The 15,009-nt window shown below is 61.7% G+C and carries 13 protein-coding genes; 3 read left to right on the top strand and 10 right to left on the bottom strand.

Annotated elements, in window-relative coordinates; genetic code table 11:
* Positions 1 to 20 precede the first annotated feature (20 nt).
* The 6 genes from ACMGG8_RS13180 to kdpF form a co-directional block, all read right to left on the bottom strand.
* Positions 21 to 716: a response regulator gene (locus ACMGG8_RS13180; RefSeq protein ID WP_414159687.1), complete on the bottom strand. Its 696-nt coding sequence runs from the start codon at positions 714 to 716 to the stop codon at positions 21 to 23.
* Positions 717 to 816: 100 nt separating this feature from the next.
* The gene (locus tag ACMGG8_RS13175) at positions 817 to 3,468 is read right to left on the bottom strand and encodes a sensor histidine kinase (protein ID WP_060840439.1); all 2,652 of its coding nucleotides are present in this window, start codon (positions 3,466 to 3,468) and stop codon (positions 817 to 819) included.
* A 68-nt stretch (positions 3,469 to 3,536) separates the two neighbouring features.
* Positions 3,537 to 4,082, bottom strand: coding sequence for a potassium-transporting ATPase subunit KdpC (kdpC, locus tag ACMGG8_RS13170; protein ID WP_060840440.1), 546 nt, complete (start codon positions 4,080 to 4,082; stop codon positions 3,537 to 3,539).
* Between the two features lie 94 nt (positions 4,083 to 4,176).
* Entirely contained in the window at positions 4,177 to 6,261 is a 2,085-nt protein-coding gene (gene kdpB, locus ACMGG8_RS13165) for a potassium-transporting ATPase subunit KdpB (protein WP_414159686.1), read from the bottom strand.
* A 10-nt stretch (positions 6,262 to 6,271) separates the two neighbouring features.
* Positions 6,272 to 7,966, bottom strand: coding sequence for a potassium-transporting ATPase subunit KdpA (gene kdpA / locus ACMGG8_RS13160; RefSeq protein WP_414159685.1), 1,695 nt, complete (start codon positions 7,964 to 7,966; stop codon positions 6,272 to 6,274).
* Between the two features lie 11 nt (positions 7,967 to 7,977).
* Positions 7,978 to 8,067 (bottom strand): K(+)-transporting ATPase subunit F, encoded by a 90-nt coding sequence (kdpF, locus tag ACMGG8_RS13155; RefSeq protein WP_016964080.1) that lies wholly within the window; start codon positions 8,065 to 8,067, stop codon positions 7,978 to 7,980.
* A gap of 332 nt (positions 8,068 to 8,399) precedes the next feature.
* Here kdpF and eat point away from each other — a divergent pair, with 332 nt between their 5' ends.
* Together eat and ACMGG8_RS13145 are read left to right on the top strand one after the other, a co-directional pair.
* Positions 8,400 to 9,764, top strand: a complete 1,365-nt coding sequence (gene eat, locus ACMGG8_RS13150) for an ethanolamine permease (RefSeq protein ID WP_060844295.1) — start codon at positions 8,400 to 8,402, stop codon at positions 9,762 to 9,764.
* Between the two features lie 131 nt (positions 9,765 to 9,895).
* On the top strand, positions 9,896 to 10,063 hold the full coding sequence (locus ACMGG8_RS13145) for a DUF2897 family protein (protein ID WP_082729282.1): 168 nt from the start codon (positions 9,896 to 9,898) through the stop codon (positions 10,061 to 10,063).
* A gap of 43 nt (positions 10,064 to 10,106) precedes the next feature.
* On the opposite strand, the gene ACMGG8_RS13140 is transcribed toward ACMGG8_RS13145, so the two are convergent.
* Both ACMGG8_RS13140 and ACMGG8_RS13135 read right to left on the bottom strand, forming a co-directional pair.
* Positions 10,107 to 10,958 carry an urea carboxylase-associated family protein gene (locus tag ACMGG8_RS13140; protein ID WP_060844296.1) on the bottom strand — a complete coding sequence of 284 codons (852 nt, stop codon included), beginning with the start codon at positions 10,956 to 10,958 and terminating at the stop codon, positions 10,107 to 10,109.
* 15 nt (positions 10,959 to 10,973) lie between these two features.
* Positions 10,974 to 11,627, bottom strand: a complete 654-nt coding sequence (locus ACMGG8_RS13135; protein WP_414159684.1) for a GntR family transcriptional regulator — start codon at positions 11,625 to 11,627, stop codon at positions 10,974 to 10,976.
* 188 nt (positions 11,628 to 11,815) lie between these two features.
* On the opposite strand from ACMGG8_RS13135, the gene ACMGG8_RS13130 reads away from it, so the two are divergent.
* Complete coding sequence (locus ACMGG8_RS13130; protein WP_414159683.1) at positions 11,816 to 12,376, top strand: TetR/AcrR family transcriptional regulator; 561 nt, start codon at positions 11,816 to 11,818, stop codon at positions 12,374 to 12,376.
* A 167-nt stretch (positions 12,377 to 12,543) separates the two neighbouring features.
* Here the strand turns inward: ACMGG8_RS13130 and ACMGG8_RS13125 are convergent, their stop codons facing one another.
* Together ACMGG8_RS13125 and ACMGG8_RS13120 are read right to left on the bottom strand one after the other, a co-directional pair.
* Positions 12,544 to 12,873, bottom strand: coding sequence for a ComEA family DNA-binding protein (locus ACMGG8_RS13125; protein WP_060840447.1), 330 nt, complete (start codon positions 12,871 to 12,873; stop codon positions 12,544 to 12,546).
* A 111-nt stretch (positions 12,874 to 12,984) separates the two neighbouring features.
* Entirely contained in the window at positions 12,985 to 14,979 is a 1,995-nt protein-coding gene (locus tag ACMGG8_RS13120) for a polysaccharide biosynthesis protein (protein ID WP_414159682.1), read from the bottom strand.
* Between the last annotated feature and the right edge of the window lie 30 nt (positions 14,980 to 15,009).

Raw genomic sequence — 15,009 nt, 5'->3', positions numbered from 1 at the left:
CAAGAGCCGAGCCCGACAGCTCAGGAATCACCGCCCAACAGCCGGTAGCCCACTCCCGCCTCGGTCACGATGAACCGAGGCCGGGTCGGATCGTCCGCCAGTTTCTGCCGCAGATGCCCGACCACGATCCGCAGGTAGTGGCTGTCCTCGGTGTGGGTCGGTCCCCAGATGTCCTTGAGCAACTGCTGCTGGGTGATCACCCGCCCGGGATGCCGTGCCAGCTGCGCCAGCACGGCGTATTCCTTGCGGGTCAGGGCCACTTCAAGACCGTCCAGAAGTACCCGGCGATAGGCCAGGTCCACCGTCAGCGGCCCCACCTGCAAGGCCGCTTCCTGCACCTCGCCGGCGGGCGCCTGGCGCAGCAGGGCACGGATGCGTGCCAGGAATTCCTGGATGCCGAAGGGTTTGGTCACGTAGTCATTGGCGCCGCCATCCAGGGCTTCGACCTTCTCCACTTCGCTGGCGCGCACCGAAAGCACCAGCACCGGCACCGTCGACCACTCGCGAAACTCGCGCAGGACCTGCTGGCCATCCATGTCCGGCAGCCCCAGATCGAGCACCAGCAGGTCCGGTTTGTTCAGCGCAGCCTGGGCCAGGCCTTCGGCACCGGCTCCGGCTTCAATCACTTTGTATCCTTGTGACGCCAGGCTGATGCGCAGGAACTTGCGGATCTGCGGCTCGTCGTCGATGACCAGGATGGTCGCGGTCTGGCTCATGGGTTCAATTCAAGGCAAATAAGAGGCAAAAGAGTAGCGCACGCCGGGCCACATCCAAATGGCCTTCGTGCGCGCTGGCAGTGTTGCGGATCACGGCTTGTCACAGGTCGTTCTCCAGCTCCGGCTGGGTTTGCAGCGGCAGGTGCAAGGTGATGCAAGTGCCCTGGCCGTCGATGCCTTCGGCGACGCTGATATGCCCGCCATGGGCGCCGACCATGCCCTGACAGATCGCCAGCCCCAGGCCCGTGCCCTGCCCGCCACGGTCGCCGCGGGCGGAGGTGTAGAACATGTCGAAGATCTTCGCCCGCTCCTCCTCGGGAATCCCCGGCCCCTCGTCGCTGACGGCAAAGCTCAACTCCCCCTCACCGGCACTGACTTTCAGCTGCAAACGCCCTTGGGGCGGCGAGAAGCGTGCGGCGTTTTCCAGGACATTGACCAGCGCCTGCTCGATCAGGGCCGCATGGACATAGAGCAGCGGCAGGTCCGGCGGCAGCTCGGTGCTCACCCGCAACGGCGCCAGCACCACCCGCAGACGGTTGAGGGCACTGCCGACTATGTCCCCCGGCGCCACCCAGTCCCGGGCCAGCTTCAACGCACCATGCCCAAGCCGGGTCATGTCCAGCAGGTTCTGGATATAGCGATCCAGGCGCTCGGCTTCATCCCGCGTCCCTTCGAGCAATTCGCGCCGATCTTCCAGGGGGATCGCCTCCCCCAGGGCCAGCAGGCTGTCGATACTGCCGCGCATCGACGTCAGCGGCGTGCGCAGGTCGTGAGACACCGAGGCCAGCAAGGCACTGCGCAACTGTTCGGTTTCGCCGTGCAGGCGCGCCGCCTCCAGGTCCTCGGCCAGACGCGCCCGGGCCAGGGCCTGGGCCAGGGGCTGGCTGAGGGCCGTGAGCAGGCGCCGGCGCTGACCGCTGAACTCCTCGCCTTCCCTGGGGCACACGCCCAACAGCCCCAGGGGACCGTCGTCCACCGAGAGCGGCCACCACCACCAGCGTCCGAATGGCAGGGTCCCGGTGCCCAGGCCCGCCGGTTGATCATGCTGCCAGGCCCAGTCCGCCGCGGCCCGCTCGGCCTCGGAAAACTGCAGCGAACCGCCGGTCTCGACTTTCCAGCCGCCCTGCCCGTCGCGATTGAGCAGGCAGATGCGCAATTCATCGCGACCGTGCAGGTGCTGGGCTGCGGCGCTGATCACCGCCTGCCGATCGGTAGCGGCCGTGAGCTTGCGCGACAGATCGAGCAACTCGCCGGTTTCCTCCTGGGTTTCACGCAACGCCTGCAGCTGCCGCCGCTGGCGCGCCGCCAGGTTGCCGGTGAGCGCCGCCATGAGCAGGAAGAACAACAGGGTCAGCACATCCTCTTCACGTTGGATGGCAAACGAGAAACTGGGCGGGATAAACAGAAAGTCATAGGCCAAAAACGACAGCGCGGCGCAGGCCAGGGCCGGCCCCAGGCTGCTGCGCACCGCCACCAGCAACACCGCGGCGAGAAACACCAGCGAGATGTTCGGCAGCGGCAGGACACTGGCCACCCCCCAGGCTAGGGCACTGGCCAGAACGGTGGCCAACAGCGCCAGGCCATAGTCGAACCACTGCAGGGAATGCTGGCTGCGCAAGCCCGGCTGATGCGGCAGAGGATCGGTATCCAGGACATTGATCTCCAGGCCCTCGGCGTTGCGCAACAGCCGCGCCGCCAGGCCGCCGCCAAACCAGCGCCGACGCCAGCGACGACTGGACTGCCCCACCAGCAGCAAACTGGCACGGCGTTCGGCGGCGTGCTGGATCAAGGTCTTGGCCACCTCACCGGCGCGCAGCAGCACCACCTCCCCGCCCAGGCGCTCAGCCAGTTGCTGCGCCGCCTGCAACCGCAGGCGCGATTGCTCGTCCTGCAGCCGACCATTGTCCACATGCACCAGGCTCCAGGGCAGGTGCCGACGCTGGGCCACGCGACTGGCATGGCGCACCAGGCGCTCGGCCTGGGCATCGCCGTCAATGCCCACCAGCAAACGCCCCCGCACCGCCGGCGCCGCCTGGCCGAGCTGGCGGTAGCCCAGGGCCAGGTCGTTATCCACCTGGGCCGCGGCGGTCTGCATCGCCAACTCGCGCAAGGCGGTGAGATTGGTCTGGGTAAAGAACGCATCGATGGCCGCCCGCGCCTGCTCCGGCACATAGACCTTGCCGTCTCGCAGGCGCTCCAGCAGCTCTCGTGGCGGCAGGTCAACCAGCAGCAGTTCATAGGCTTCCTGCAGCACCCAGTCGGGCAGGGTTTCACGCACCTGGACCCCGGTGATGCCGCGGACCTGATCATTCAGGCTTTCCAGGTGCTGGACATTGACCGTGGTGAACACGTCGATGCCGGCCGCCAGCAGTTCCTGAATATCCTGCCAGCGCTTGGCGTGCCGACTGCCGGGGGCATTGCTGTGGGCCAGCTCATCCACCAGCACCAGCTTGGGCTTGGCCTTGAGCAGGCCGTCCAGGTCCATTTCCTCGAGCATCACCCCGCGGTATTCCGAACGCACCAGGGGCTGCTGCGGCAAACCGGCCAGCAGCGCCTCGGTCTCGGCGCGTCCGTGGGTTTCCACCACCCCGGCGAGCACCTTGACCCCTTGGCGCAGCTGCGTGTGGGCAGCCTGGAGCATGGCGTAGGTCTTGCCGACGCCGGGAGCGGCACCGAGAAAGACCTTGAGCCGGCCACGACCGTCACGGGGCAGTTCAGCGAGCAGCGCATCGGCGCGACCGGAATCACTCATGGGGTATCTCTCTGCAACGAAACATTCTATTCACCAGGCACTCTAGCTGCCGCCGCCGGCGCCAGCGCTTACAACTGGTCCAGGGCTTGATTCAGGGTCAGCACATTGACCACCGGTGGCCCCACCAGGGGCCGCTGGGTATGTGCCGCCACCAGGGCCCGCAGCTGGTCCGCCGGCAGATTGCGCGCCGCCGCGACTCGCGCCAGTTGATAGTCAATTGCCTCGGGTGGCAAGTGCGGATCAAGGCCGCTGCCCGAGGTGGTGAGCAGGGCCAGGGGCACCGGGCCCTGACCCGCAACCTGGAGCTTGTGGGCATCGTCGATCACCCGGGTGGCCAGGGCCGGGTTGCTCGGCGCCAGGTTGCTGGCAGAGCTGGATACCGTGGCAAAGGCCCCCGCCGAAGGGCGCGGATGGAACCAGGCATCGCCGACAAAATCCTGGGCAATCAGGGCCGAGCCCCGCACCTTGCCCTCGGCATCACGCACCAGGCTGCCGTTGGCCTGGTCCGCAAACGCGACCTGGGCCACTCCAGTGACCACCAGCGGATAAGCCACGCCGGTGATCAGGGTCATCAACACCATCAGGCTCAAGGCCGGACGCAATACGCTAGTCATTTCTCATTCCTCGATTCATTCGGTCACGTGCAGGAGCCGGCTGCCGGCGATCAGGTCGCAAAACTTGCTGCGTCCTGCGCCGGCCAGCGGCGGGCTACACCAGGTGCAGCGCGGTCAGCAGCATGTCGATCAGCTTGATCCCGACAAAGGGCACCACTATCCCGCCCACGCCATAGACCAGCAGGTTGCGCCGCAGCAGGTGGGCGGCGCTGGCCGCCTGGACCCGCACGCCACGCAGCGCCAGGGGGATCAGCACCACGATGATCAGGGCGTTGAACACGATCGCCGAAAGGATCGCGCTCTGCGGGCTGGTCAGTTGCATGATGTTGAGCACGCCCAGCTGTGGATAAATCGCCGCGAACAACGCCGGCAGGATGGCGAAGTACTTGGCCACGTCGTTGGCAATGGAAAAGGTGGTCAGGGCGCCACGGGTCACCAGCAGCTCCTTGCCGATCTGCACCACGTCCAGCAGCTTGGTCGGATCGCTATCCAGGTCGACCATGTTGGCCGCCTCGCGGGCCGCCTGGGTGCCGTCGTTCATCGCCATGCCGACATCGGCCTGGGCCAGTGCCGGGGCGTCGTTGGCGCCGTCGCCGCACATGGCCACCAGACGCCCGTCGTTCTGCTCATGACGGATGCGCGCCAGTTTCTTTTCCGGCGTGGCCTCGGCCAGCACATCATCGACCCCGGCCTCCGCCGCGATGGCGGCGGCGGTCAGCGGGTTGTCGCCGGTGACCATGACGGTGCGGATCCCCAGCTTGCGCAACTCGGCGAAACGCTCGCGGATACCGGGCTTGACCACGTCCTTGAGGTGAATGGCGCCGAGCATCCGGCCTTCGCCACAGACCAGCAGCGGCGTGCCGCCGCTCTGGGCGATCTTGTCGATCTCCCGGGACAGGGCCGGGGCCAGGTCGCGGCGCTCCAGGCCGACGAAACTCAGTACCGAATCCACCGCGCCCTTGCGATAGATCCGCCCCTGGTAATCGACGCCGGAAAGACGGGTTTCCGCACTGAACGGCACGGCGGTCAACACATCGCTGGCCGGCTCGGGCTGTGGATAAAGTTCGCGCAGGTACTCGACGATGGATTTGCCTTCGGCGGTGTCATCCGCCAGGGAGGCCAGCAAGGCCGCCTCCGCCAGTTCCCGAGCGTTGATCCCGGGAGCCGGGTGGATGGCGCTGCAACGACGGTTGCCGAAGGTGATGGTGCCGGTCTTGTCCAGCAACAGCACGTGCACGTCCCCTGCTGCTTCCACCGCACGACCGGATTTGGCGATCACGTTCAGGCGCACCAGTCGGTCCATCCCGGCGATCCCGATCGCCGACAGAAGGCCGCCAATGGTGGTGGGGATCAGGGTCACCAGCAACGCCACCAGGAACACCAGCGGCAGGCTGCCATTGGCGAAATGGGCGAACGGCTGCAGGGTCACCACCACCAGCAGGAAAATCAGGGTCAGGCCGATCAGCAAGATGTCCAGGGCCACTTCATTGGGGGTCTTCTGCCGCTTGGCGCCCTCCACCAGGGCAATCATGCGATCCAGGGTCGACTCTCCGGGGTTGCTGGTGATGCGCACCAGCAGCCAGTCGGAAACCAACCGGGTATTGCCGGTCACCGCCGAACGATCCCCACCGGATTCGCGGATCACCGGTGCCGACTCACCAGTAATCGCCGCCTCGTTGACCGCGGCGATGCCCTCGATCACCTCGCCGTCCCCGGGGATCATTTCCCCGGCTTCGACTCGAACTACATCGCCTTTGCGCAGTTGGGTCGCCGGCACCAGCTGATAGCCGCCATCGGCGCTCCGGCGCCGGGCGCTCAAGCCCTCGCTACCGGCCTTGAGGCTGTCGGCGCGAGCCTTGCCCCGACCTTCGGCCAGGGCTTCGGCGAAGTTGGCAAACAGCACCGTGAACCACAGCCACAGGGCGATCTGGGCAGCGACGAAAGTCGGCACCGTAGTGTCCGGCACGAAACACAGCACGGTGGTCAGGAGCGCCGTCAACTCCACCACCAGCATCACCGGCGAGCGCTGCAACTGGCGCGGATCGAGCTTGACGAAGGCCTGGATCAGCGCCGGACGCCACAGGGCCGAGATCGCGGTGCCCGACGCTTCGGCCTTGGCCGGCTTGGTCTTGGGGGGCGCATCGGCAGCCTTGTTTGAGGCAGGAACATGCATATTCATCATCAGGTCCTCAGAAGCCCATGCTCAGGTGTTCGGCGATAGGGCCCAGCGCCAGGGTCGGCAGGAAGGTCAGGCCCCCCACCAGCAAAATGGTCACGGTCAGCAAGGCCACGAACAACGGGCCATGGGTGGGGAAACTGTTCAGGCCGATGGGCGCGGTTTTCTTCAAGCCCAGGCTGCCGGCCAGGGCCAGCACCGGCAGGATGTAGCCGAAACGCCCGATCAGCATGCCCAGGCCCAGCATCAGGTTGTGGAACGGGGTATTGGCGCTGAAGCCGCCAAATGCCGAACCGTTGTTGGCGCTGGCCGAGGTGTAGGCGTACAGCAACTGGCTGAAGCCGTGGGGCCCCGGGTTGCTGATGGCGGCGGCCGGACCCGGCAGGCTGGCAGCCAAGGCGCCCAGGACCAGTACGCCGATGGGCATCACCATCAGGGTCACCACCAGCAGTTGCACTTCCTTGGCCTGAAGCTTCTTGCCCAGGTATTCCGGGGTGCGGCCGATCATCAATCCAGCCAGGAACACCGCAATCAGCACGTTCAGCAGCATGCCGTAGAGACCAGCCCCCACGCCGCCGAAGATCACTTCGCCGACCATCATGTTGATCAGCGCCACCATGCCACTGAGCGGGTTGAGGCTGTCATGCATGCCGTTTACCGAGCCATTGGAGGCGGCGGTGGTGGTCACCGACCAGAGCACCGTGGCAGTGGTGCCGAAGCGTGCCTCCTTGCCTTCCAGAGGGGCGGTCTGTTCTACCGCAGCGTTCTGCAACGCGGGGTTGGGCTGGTATTCGGCCCACAGCGAGGTGGCGCCGCCGATCAGGAACAGGGCGAACATGCAGGCGATGATGGCGCGGCTCTGGCGCAGGTCCTTGACGTAATGGCCGAAGGTAAACACCAGGGCCACCGGAATCAGGATGATCGACACCAGTTCCAGCAGGTTGCTCCAGGCGGTGGGGTTCTCGAAGGGATGCGCCGAATTGACGCCGAAGAAGCCGCCGCCGTTGGTACCCATCTGCTTGATGGCGATCTGGCTGGCTGCCGGGCCCAGGGGGATCACCTGCTCGTTGCCTTGCAGGGTCAGGGCGTCCACGTAATGGGCAAAGGTCTGAGGCACGCCCTGCCAGACCAGGAACAAGGCCAGCAGCAGGCACAGGGGCAGCAGGCCATAAAGGGTCGCGCGGGTCATGTCGACCCAGAAATTGCCCAGGGTGCGAACCGAACGCCGGCCGATGCCGCGGCACAGGGCAACCAGCACCGCCAGGCCGGTGGCCGCGCTGACGAAGTTCTGCACGGTCAGGCCCACCATCTGACTGAGGTAGCTCAGGGAGGCTTCACCGCTGTAGGACTGCCAGTTGGTATTGGTCATGAAACTGACCGCCGTGTTGAACGCCAGGGTCCATTCCTGCCCAGGAAGATGCTGCGGGTTGAGCGGCAAGTGATCCTGGAACAGCAGGATGGCGAACAGCAGGACAAAGCCGGCAAAGTTGAACGCCAGCAGGGCCAGGGCGTATTTCTGCCAGCTCTGCTCCACCTGCGGATCGACCCCGGAAACCCGGTAACAGACACGCTCCACCGGCCCCAGTAGCGGCGTCAGCCAGGTGCGCTGACCTTCCATGACCCGGTAGTAGAAACGTCCCAGCCAGGGCGCCGGCAACAGCACCAGGGCGAAAAAGGCCAGGATCAGCCAATAGTCATAACTGTGCATAACCGCAGCTCCTAGTTCCGGTCCGCGCGCAACAGCGCAACCAGTAGATAAACGAACAGGCCCACTGCCAGCAGCAGCGACACCGCGTCCAGAATGTTCATGGAATGTCTCCGAGGTACGGCGATTGCCGCGAATGCCGTCATTGTCCGCAGGGTCCCTGTAAAGGAACGAGATCGACGGGGTGGGCAGCCCATAAAGAAAGCGTAAAGACTGGGTTGGCGCGCACGGTGGCAGGACGGGCCTGAGAGGCCAACAGCAGTCGTGCCCCAAAAAGAAGCGCAAGGACAGCGCGGGTGGAAGGGAATCAGCGGCGAAAAAGCGGGAAATATCCTCGATACGACAGCTTTCCCGGCTTTACGACGCGGGTTGCGGGACTGGCACGGCTGCTGCAGCGGCCTATCCCGAGCACTGTCAACCGTTCAGGGAGCCACCGATGAACACACAACTCAAACCCACCTTGGGCACGCTGCATTTATGGGGAATCGCGGTTGGCCTGGTGATTTCCGGAGAGTATTTCGGCTGGAGCTATGGCTGGGGGGTCGCCGGGACCCTGGGCTTTTTGCTGACCTCCTTACTGGTCGCAACCATGTATACCTGCTTTATATTCAGTTTCACCGAGCTGACCACTGCCATTCCCCATGCGGGAGGCCCGTTTGCCTACAGCCGTCGCGCCTTCGGCGAGAAAGGCGGCTTGATCGCCGGATTGGCCACCCTGATCGAATTCGTCTTCGCCCCACCGGCCATCGCCCTGGCGATCGGGGCCTATCTGAATGTGCAGTTTCCGGCGCTGGACCCCAAGCACGCTGCGGTGGGCGCTTACATCGTCTTCATGGGCCTGAACATACTCGGGGTGAAACTGGCGGCCACCTTCGAGCTGGTGGTCTGTGTGTTGGCGGTGGCGGAACTCCTGGTCTTCATGGGGGTGGTGGCCCCGGCCTTCAGCTTCAGCAACTTTGCCCTCAATGGCTGGGCCGGTGCCGACACCTTCGGCGCTCCGGCGATCGCCGGGATGTTCGCCGCGATTCCCTTCGCCATCTGGTTCTTCCTGGCCATCGAGGGCGCCGCCATGGCCGCCGAGGAAGCCAAGGATCCCAAGCGCACCATTCCCAAGGCCTATATCAGCGGCATTCTGACCCTGGTGCTGCTGGCCATGGGTGTCATGTTCTTCGCCGGCGGCGTGGGCGACTGGCGCACCCTGTCGAACATCAACGATCCTTTGCCCCAGGCAATGAAGGCGGTGGTCGGCGACAGTTCCGGCTGGCTGCACATGCTGGTGTGGATCGGTCTGTTCGGACTGGTCGCCAGTTTTCACGGGATCATCCTCGGCTATTCGCGGCAGTTCTTCGCCCTGGCCCGGGCCGGTTACCTGCCCGCTTCCCTGGCCAGGCTGTCGCGCTTTCAAACACCGCACCGAGCAATCATCGCCGGCGGCCTGATCGGCATCGCCGCGATCTACAGCGACGGCCTGATCAACCTGGGCGGCATGACCCTCACCGCAGCGATGATCACCATGGCCGTGTTCGGCGCCATCGTGATGTACATCATGAGCATGCTCAGCCTGTTCAAACTGCGCCGGGCCGAACCGAACCTGCCACGCAGCTTTCGTGCTCCTGGCTATCCGCTGATTCCGGGGGTCGCCCTGGTCCTGGCCGTGGTGTGCCTGGTTGCCATGGCCTGGTTCAACGCCCTGATCGGCCTGATCTTCCTGGCTTTCATGGTGCTGGGCTTCATCTACTTCCAACTCACCGCACAACTGCGGGCCAATGCTCCGGCGGATGCCATGCTCACCGGGCTGTAAGCATCGGTCGCCACTGGCCAGGGCAATCGGGCATACAATGGAACCCCTGCGCAGTGCTTTAACTCAAAGCATTACAGGCCGTGCCGAGGACGAACCTTCGTCCTCGGGAACTGCCGTTCAAGGAGAGTCCTATGCCCTGGTATGCCTGGTTGATCCTGGTGGTTGCTATCGGTTCGATCGTCGGCGGCTTGATGCTGCTGCGCGACACCGCCAACAAGGTGGAGTTGACCGATGAGCAGCGTAAACGCGTGGCACAACGCAACGCGGAAATGGATGCCAAGGAAGCACGAGATCGTTGATCCCCAGCCCCTTCACCGACGGATGAAGGGGCTATTTCGTGCCCTACTGTTCCCATTCGGCCTTGGCGATATGCAAGCCGTGCAATCCTTTGTAGGCCGCGCGCTGCGGCTGGCTCCAGCCTTCGAGCAGGGTTTCGTCGAGACGATAGATCTCGACCCCCAACGGTCGGCATACGCTCAAGGGATCCTGGGCATCCGGGCCCCACATCGGTAGCGACAGATCACCGCCCGGGCAGGTCGACAACGCACACAGCAAGTCGATCTCGGCAAAGAACTCCAGATAATCGCCCTTCTGTGCCGGACAGGCCTTCATGAAGTACATGTCGTCGTGATTCAGGCCGGTGCACTGGAAGATGTTCAAGACATCGTGCACGTCAAACTCGGTCAGCCCGTGGGGCAGCACCGCCCGGGTCAGGTTGGAGTGACAGTGGTGGTGGAAGTCCTCGCCGGTGAGCATGCGGTTGACATAGGGATCACAACGGGTGCCCAACAGGTCGTGAAGGCGACCGCCGTGCTCATCAATGCCGTAATTCGCCAGGCTGTCATCGGTGATGGTGACCAGGGGCCGAAGAAAAGGCAGGTTCGACCAGAGTCGATCGTGGGTACTGACGTGAGCCCCTTGCAATTGCCGGGTCCGGGCCGCCCATAACCTTTCCCGCGGGTCGTTGGCATTCCAGACGTTGAAATCGCCCACCTGCGGCCCTGCCGGAGTGGTGACGCGAAACACATGTCCGGCGGGAACCTTCCAGGCACGCCCGGTGCGGATCGGCACCTCAAATTGCTCGACCAGCGTGCGCTGCTCACGGCTGTCGCGAATACGTTCATAGAACGCCGTGTCCACCTGCAGCGCCGAACCTTTACTGACTTGGTAAGCCGCTGGATAGTCTTTGTACATGGGTATCGCCCTCGCTCAGTGACGTAAGGATTGGCTGAACATGCTCAACAACAAGCGCTCGGAGTCGTCCAGATAGGTCTCCATGGCCTCGCCGGCGGAGGTTCTGTCCCCCTCTGCCAACCACTGGTAAATGATCCGGTCACGCATCAGCCAGGGGGCCTGAAACTGCGCTTCGTCTGGCGCGTTGCAAAACACCAGGCGCAACTGTGCGACCACATTGGTGAAGAACTCATCGAACAGCGGCGAATCCAGCAACCCCACCACATGCTGATGGAAGCGCAAACCATGGGTACCGACGGCGCGCCAGTCTTCACGTTCCCGGGCCAGCTCGGCCGCTTCGATGGCATCAAGCATGCGCTCGGACTGCAGCTCACACAGAGGGCGGGCGCCAGCGATCGCCTGCAACTCGAGAGTGCGGCGTACCCGAAACAGGTCCCGTATGTCGTCATGACCGAGACGGCGAACCACCACGCCCTTATGCCGGACATAAAGGGCCAGGCCCTCCTGACCCAAACGGTGCAGTGCTTCACGAATGGTGTTGCGAGAGGCGTTGTAACTGTTGACCAGCTCGCTTTCCACCAGCGGCATGCCAGGCAGCAAGCGACCGCCGATGATGTCTGCACGCAGTTCCACGGTGATCTGGTCCGCCAGGGATAAACCGTTGCTCATGGAGGCGCCTCTGGATTGTTCAACAACTTTTGATCAATCAGCGAACAATTATCGTGCCAAACCTCCATGAGACTCCTAGCAGCAATACCTGTCAGAACGCTGTACCTACAGATAAAGCCTACAAGAAGGTGCGGCGTGATCTGACCATCCTTGGTTAAAATGGCGCTCTAGATGTGGAGGTTTCTCAAATGCGTTATTCAGCAGACCATAAAGCCCAGACTCACCAACGCATTATCAAAGAAGCTTCGGAACGCTTTCGCCGTGATGGAATAGGCGCAACGGGGTTACAACCCCTGATGAAGGCGCTGGGCTTGACCCATGGCGGTTTCTACTCCCACTTCAAATCCAAGGATGAGCTGGTAGAGGAAGCACTAAGCTCAGCGGCCCAAGACCTGGATGCCCATTGCGCCACCTTGCTCGCACAAGCGCAGCCGCTACAGGCGTTTATCGACAACTACCTGTCCGAATGGCACCGGACTTCCCCCCATCTGGGCTGCCCGCTACCGACCATGAGCGCGGAGCTCGGCCAACGTGGCCAACCCAGCCCCATCACCGATGCAGTACTGAACACCAGGCTCGCGCAACTGGAAGACACCCTGGAAGGCGATAACAAAGCGCAGCGCAGCCTGATGATCATGTCGACCCTGGTGGGTGCGCTGATGCTCTCGCGCAGCGTGGAAAACGCTGAATTGGGCGAGCGGATTCTGGATGTTGTCGCCAATGGCCTGAAGGAGCGGGAGCTTAAGTAACACCGCCCGCTCCAGACAACGCTCGAAGGCAGTGAACGCTTGCGACCTGACATCCCTGAGTCGCTAAAACCATCCAAGACTTCGCCGCAGGTTCACTTGCGAGCCAGAAGCCCTCAGACATGCCAGAGGCCGGTGGAAGTCCGGCCTCTGGTGATTACAGAATCAAATCAATTGACCTCGAGCTTGTCCCGATTGCGCTCCAGGATGGTCTTGCCAATCCCCTTGACCTCCAACAGCTCATCCACCGAAGCAAAAGGGCCATTCTCTTCGCGATAAGCAACAATCGCCTTGGCCTTGGCCTCGCCAATACCGAAGAGCTCGCGCTGCAGTAAGGCCTGGTCAGCGGTATTGATATTGACCTTGCCACTTTGAGCGGTTGCCAGCTCCACGATTTCGGGAGAGCTGGCCGGCGCGTTGACAAGAGGAGCCGCTTGAGTGGTAAGCGAAAGACTGGCCAGGAAGGCAAAGATCAGAGAGAGGAAATACGAGTTTTGCATAATGACGCTCCATGACATCGAGTAAGGAAAGCAGCTTTTCCGAAGCTGCCTTCCAAACCTAGGTGATGCGGGAGGCAAGTCAAAGATGGGAGAGTTACTGCGTATGTAGCCTCAGGGTTTGAGGCGGTGCTGCTGATAAACCCAGTCGACAATTTCGCCATCCGGTGTATAGCCACTCACCGTCTCACGGAGCAACTGGCGAACCCTTGCATAATCATCTGCGTCCAGCGCAGCAAGGAGCTCACTGAGCTTGACCTTCAGTGAATCCCAAGGCAGATGGTCTTCATTGGCACTCATGATCATCGGATGCTGAGTAGCCACTACGTTGTCACCAATCAGCAACTCTTCGTAAAGCTTTTCCCCAGGACGCAGACCGGTAAACTCGATGGCGATATCACCGTGGGGATTTTTTTCCGAGCGTATGCTCAGCCCGGAGAGATGAATCATCTTTTCTGCCAGCTCGACAATTTTTACTGGCTCGCCCATGTCCAATACAAAAACATCACCACCCTGCCCCATCGACCCTGCCTGAATAACCAACTGCGCAGCCTCAGGAATGGTCATGAAGTAGCGAGTAATTTTCGGATGGGTGACCGTCAATGGGCCGCCGGCTTTGATCTGTTTGTGGAACAGCGGAATGACCGATCCCGAGGAGCCCAATACATTGCCGAAACGCACCATGGTGAAACGGGTTTTATTGACCCTTGAAATATTCGACGGGTCATTGAATAACACCGGAGCCACTTCTTTGCTTAAGGCCTGCAGAGTGAGCTCCGCCAAACGTTTGGTGCTGCCCATTACATTGGTTGGGCGAACAGCCTTGTCAGTGGAAATCAGTACAAAGTTGGCAACACCGGACTGCAAGGCAGCTTGTGCAGTGTTGAGTGTGCCTATCACATTGTTGAGCACGCCCTCCGCAATATTATGCTCCACCATAGGCACGTGTTTATAAGCCGCTGCATGATAGACCGTCGCGACGTTCCAGGTCTTCATGACCGACAACAACTTCTCGAAGTTACGCACCGATCCTAGAATCGGAAGCAGTTTTACAGCGCGCGCCTCACGCGTTCGCCGCTGTTCAAGCTCGGACAAGATACTGTAAAGGTTGAACTCGCTATGCTCGAACAATATTAACGTACTAGGGTTCAGACTCAGAATCTGTCGACATAGTTCAGAACCAATAGATCCACCGGCACCTGTCACCAGGACGGTTTGTCCCTGGATGCAATGCGCCAGCAAATCCCCTTGAGCGGGAACAGAGTCACGACCGAGCAAGTCAGCAATGTCTACTTCTTGAATGTCATCTACCTTCACTCGACCACTGGCAAGATCCATGAATCCGGGAACACTACGGACATGAAGAGGAAAACCCTCAAGAAAACCAAGGATTTCTCTACGACGACTGCGAGTTGATGAAGGAATTGCCAAAAGTATCTCTTCTGCTCCGGTGTCGTCGATCATTTGCTGCAAATGCTTGGGTTTATATACCTGCAACCCAGCGATCATTCTGTCGGCAATACTGCTGTCATCATCGATAAATGCAACTGGGCGCATAAGACGCCCTAATCGTAACGCGGCAACTAACTGATTACCTGCGGCACCTGCGCCATAGATCGCAACTTTGGGCAAACCATCATCACGATTGGTGAACGGTACATGCTGAGCAGCCGTGAACCAATCCCCGAGAAAGTAATGGCGCATAACCAGTCTGAGCCCACCGATCATAACCATACTCAACCACCAATAGTTGAATACAATTGAACGTGGCACTACGGTTTGATGATTACTGTACAGATAGACAACAAGTGCAAGAACCAATGCAGACAAGGTTACCGCCTTGACTATTGCAATGAGGGCATCGTTCCCGAAGTAACGCATGACCGCACGGTACATTCCAAACTTGATGAATAACGGAATAGCAACGACAGGGGCACTGGCAAAAAGCCAGAAATGCACAACAAAGGGGTTACTGAGATCATCAAAACCCAGCCTCACGACGAACGCTATCCACAATGCCGCCCATACCAAAAAGATATCGGTTATTACTTGCAGGACTCGTTTTTGTCGGCGCGGAAGCCTCAAGAGACGTGTTCGTACTTTATCCATAATCGCTTCTATGAGCCCCAGCCCCTTTCC

The sequence above is a fragment of the Pseudomonas sp. BNK-45 genome (genome assembly GCF_047456255.1).
Taxonomy (GTDB): Bacteria; Pseudomonadota; Gammaproteobacteria; order Pseudomonadales; family Pseudomonadaceae; genus Aquipseudomonas.
This window is presented reverse-complemented; position numbering and strand designations above follow the sequence as displayed.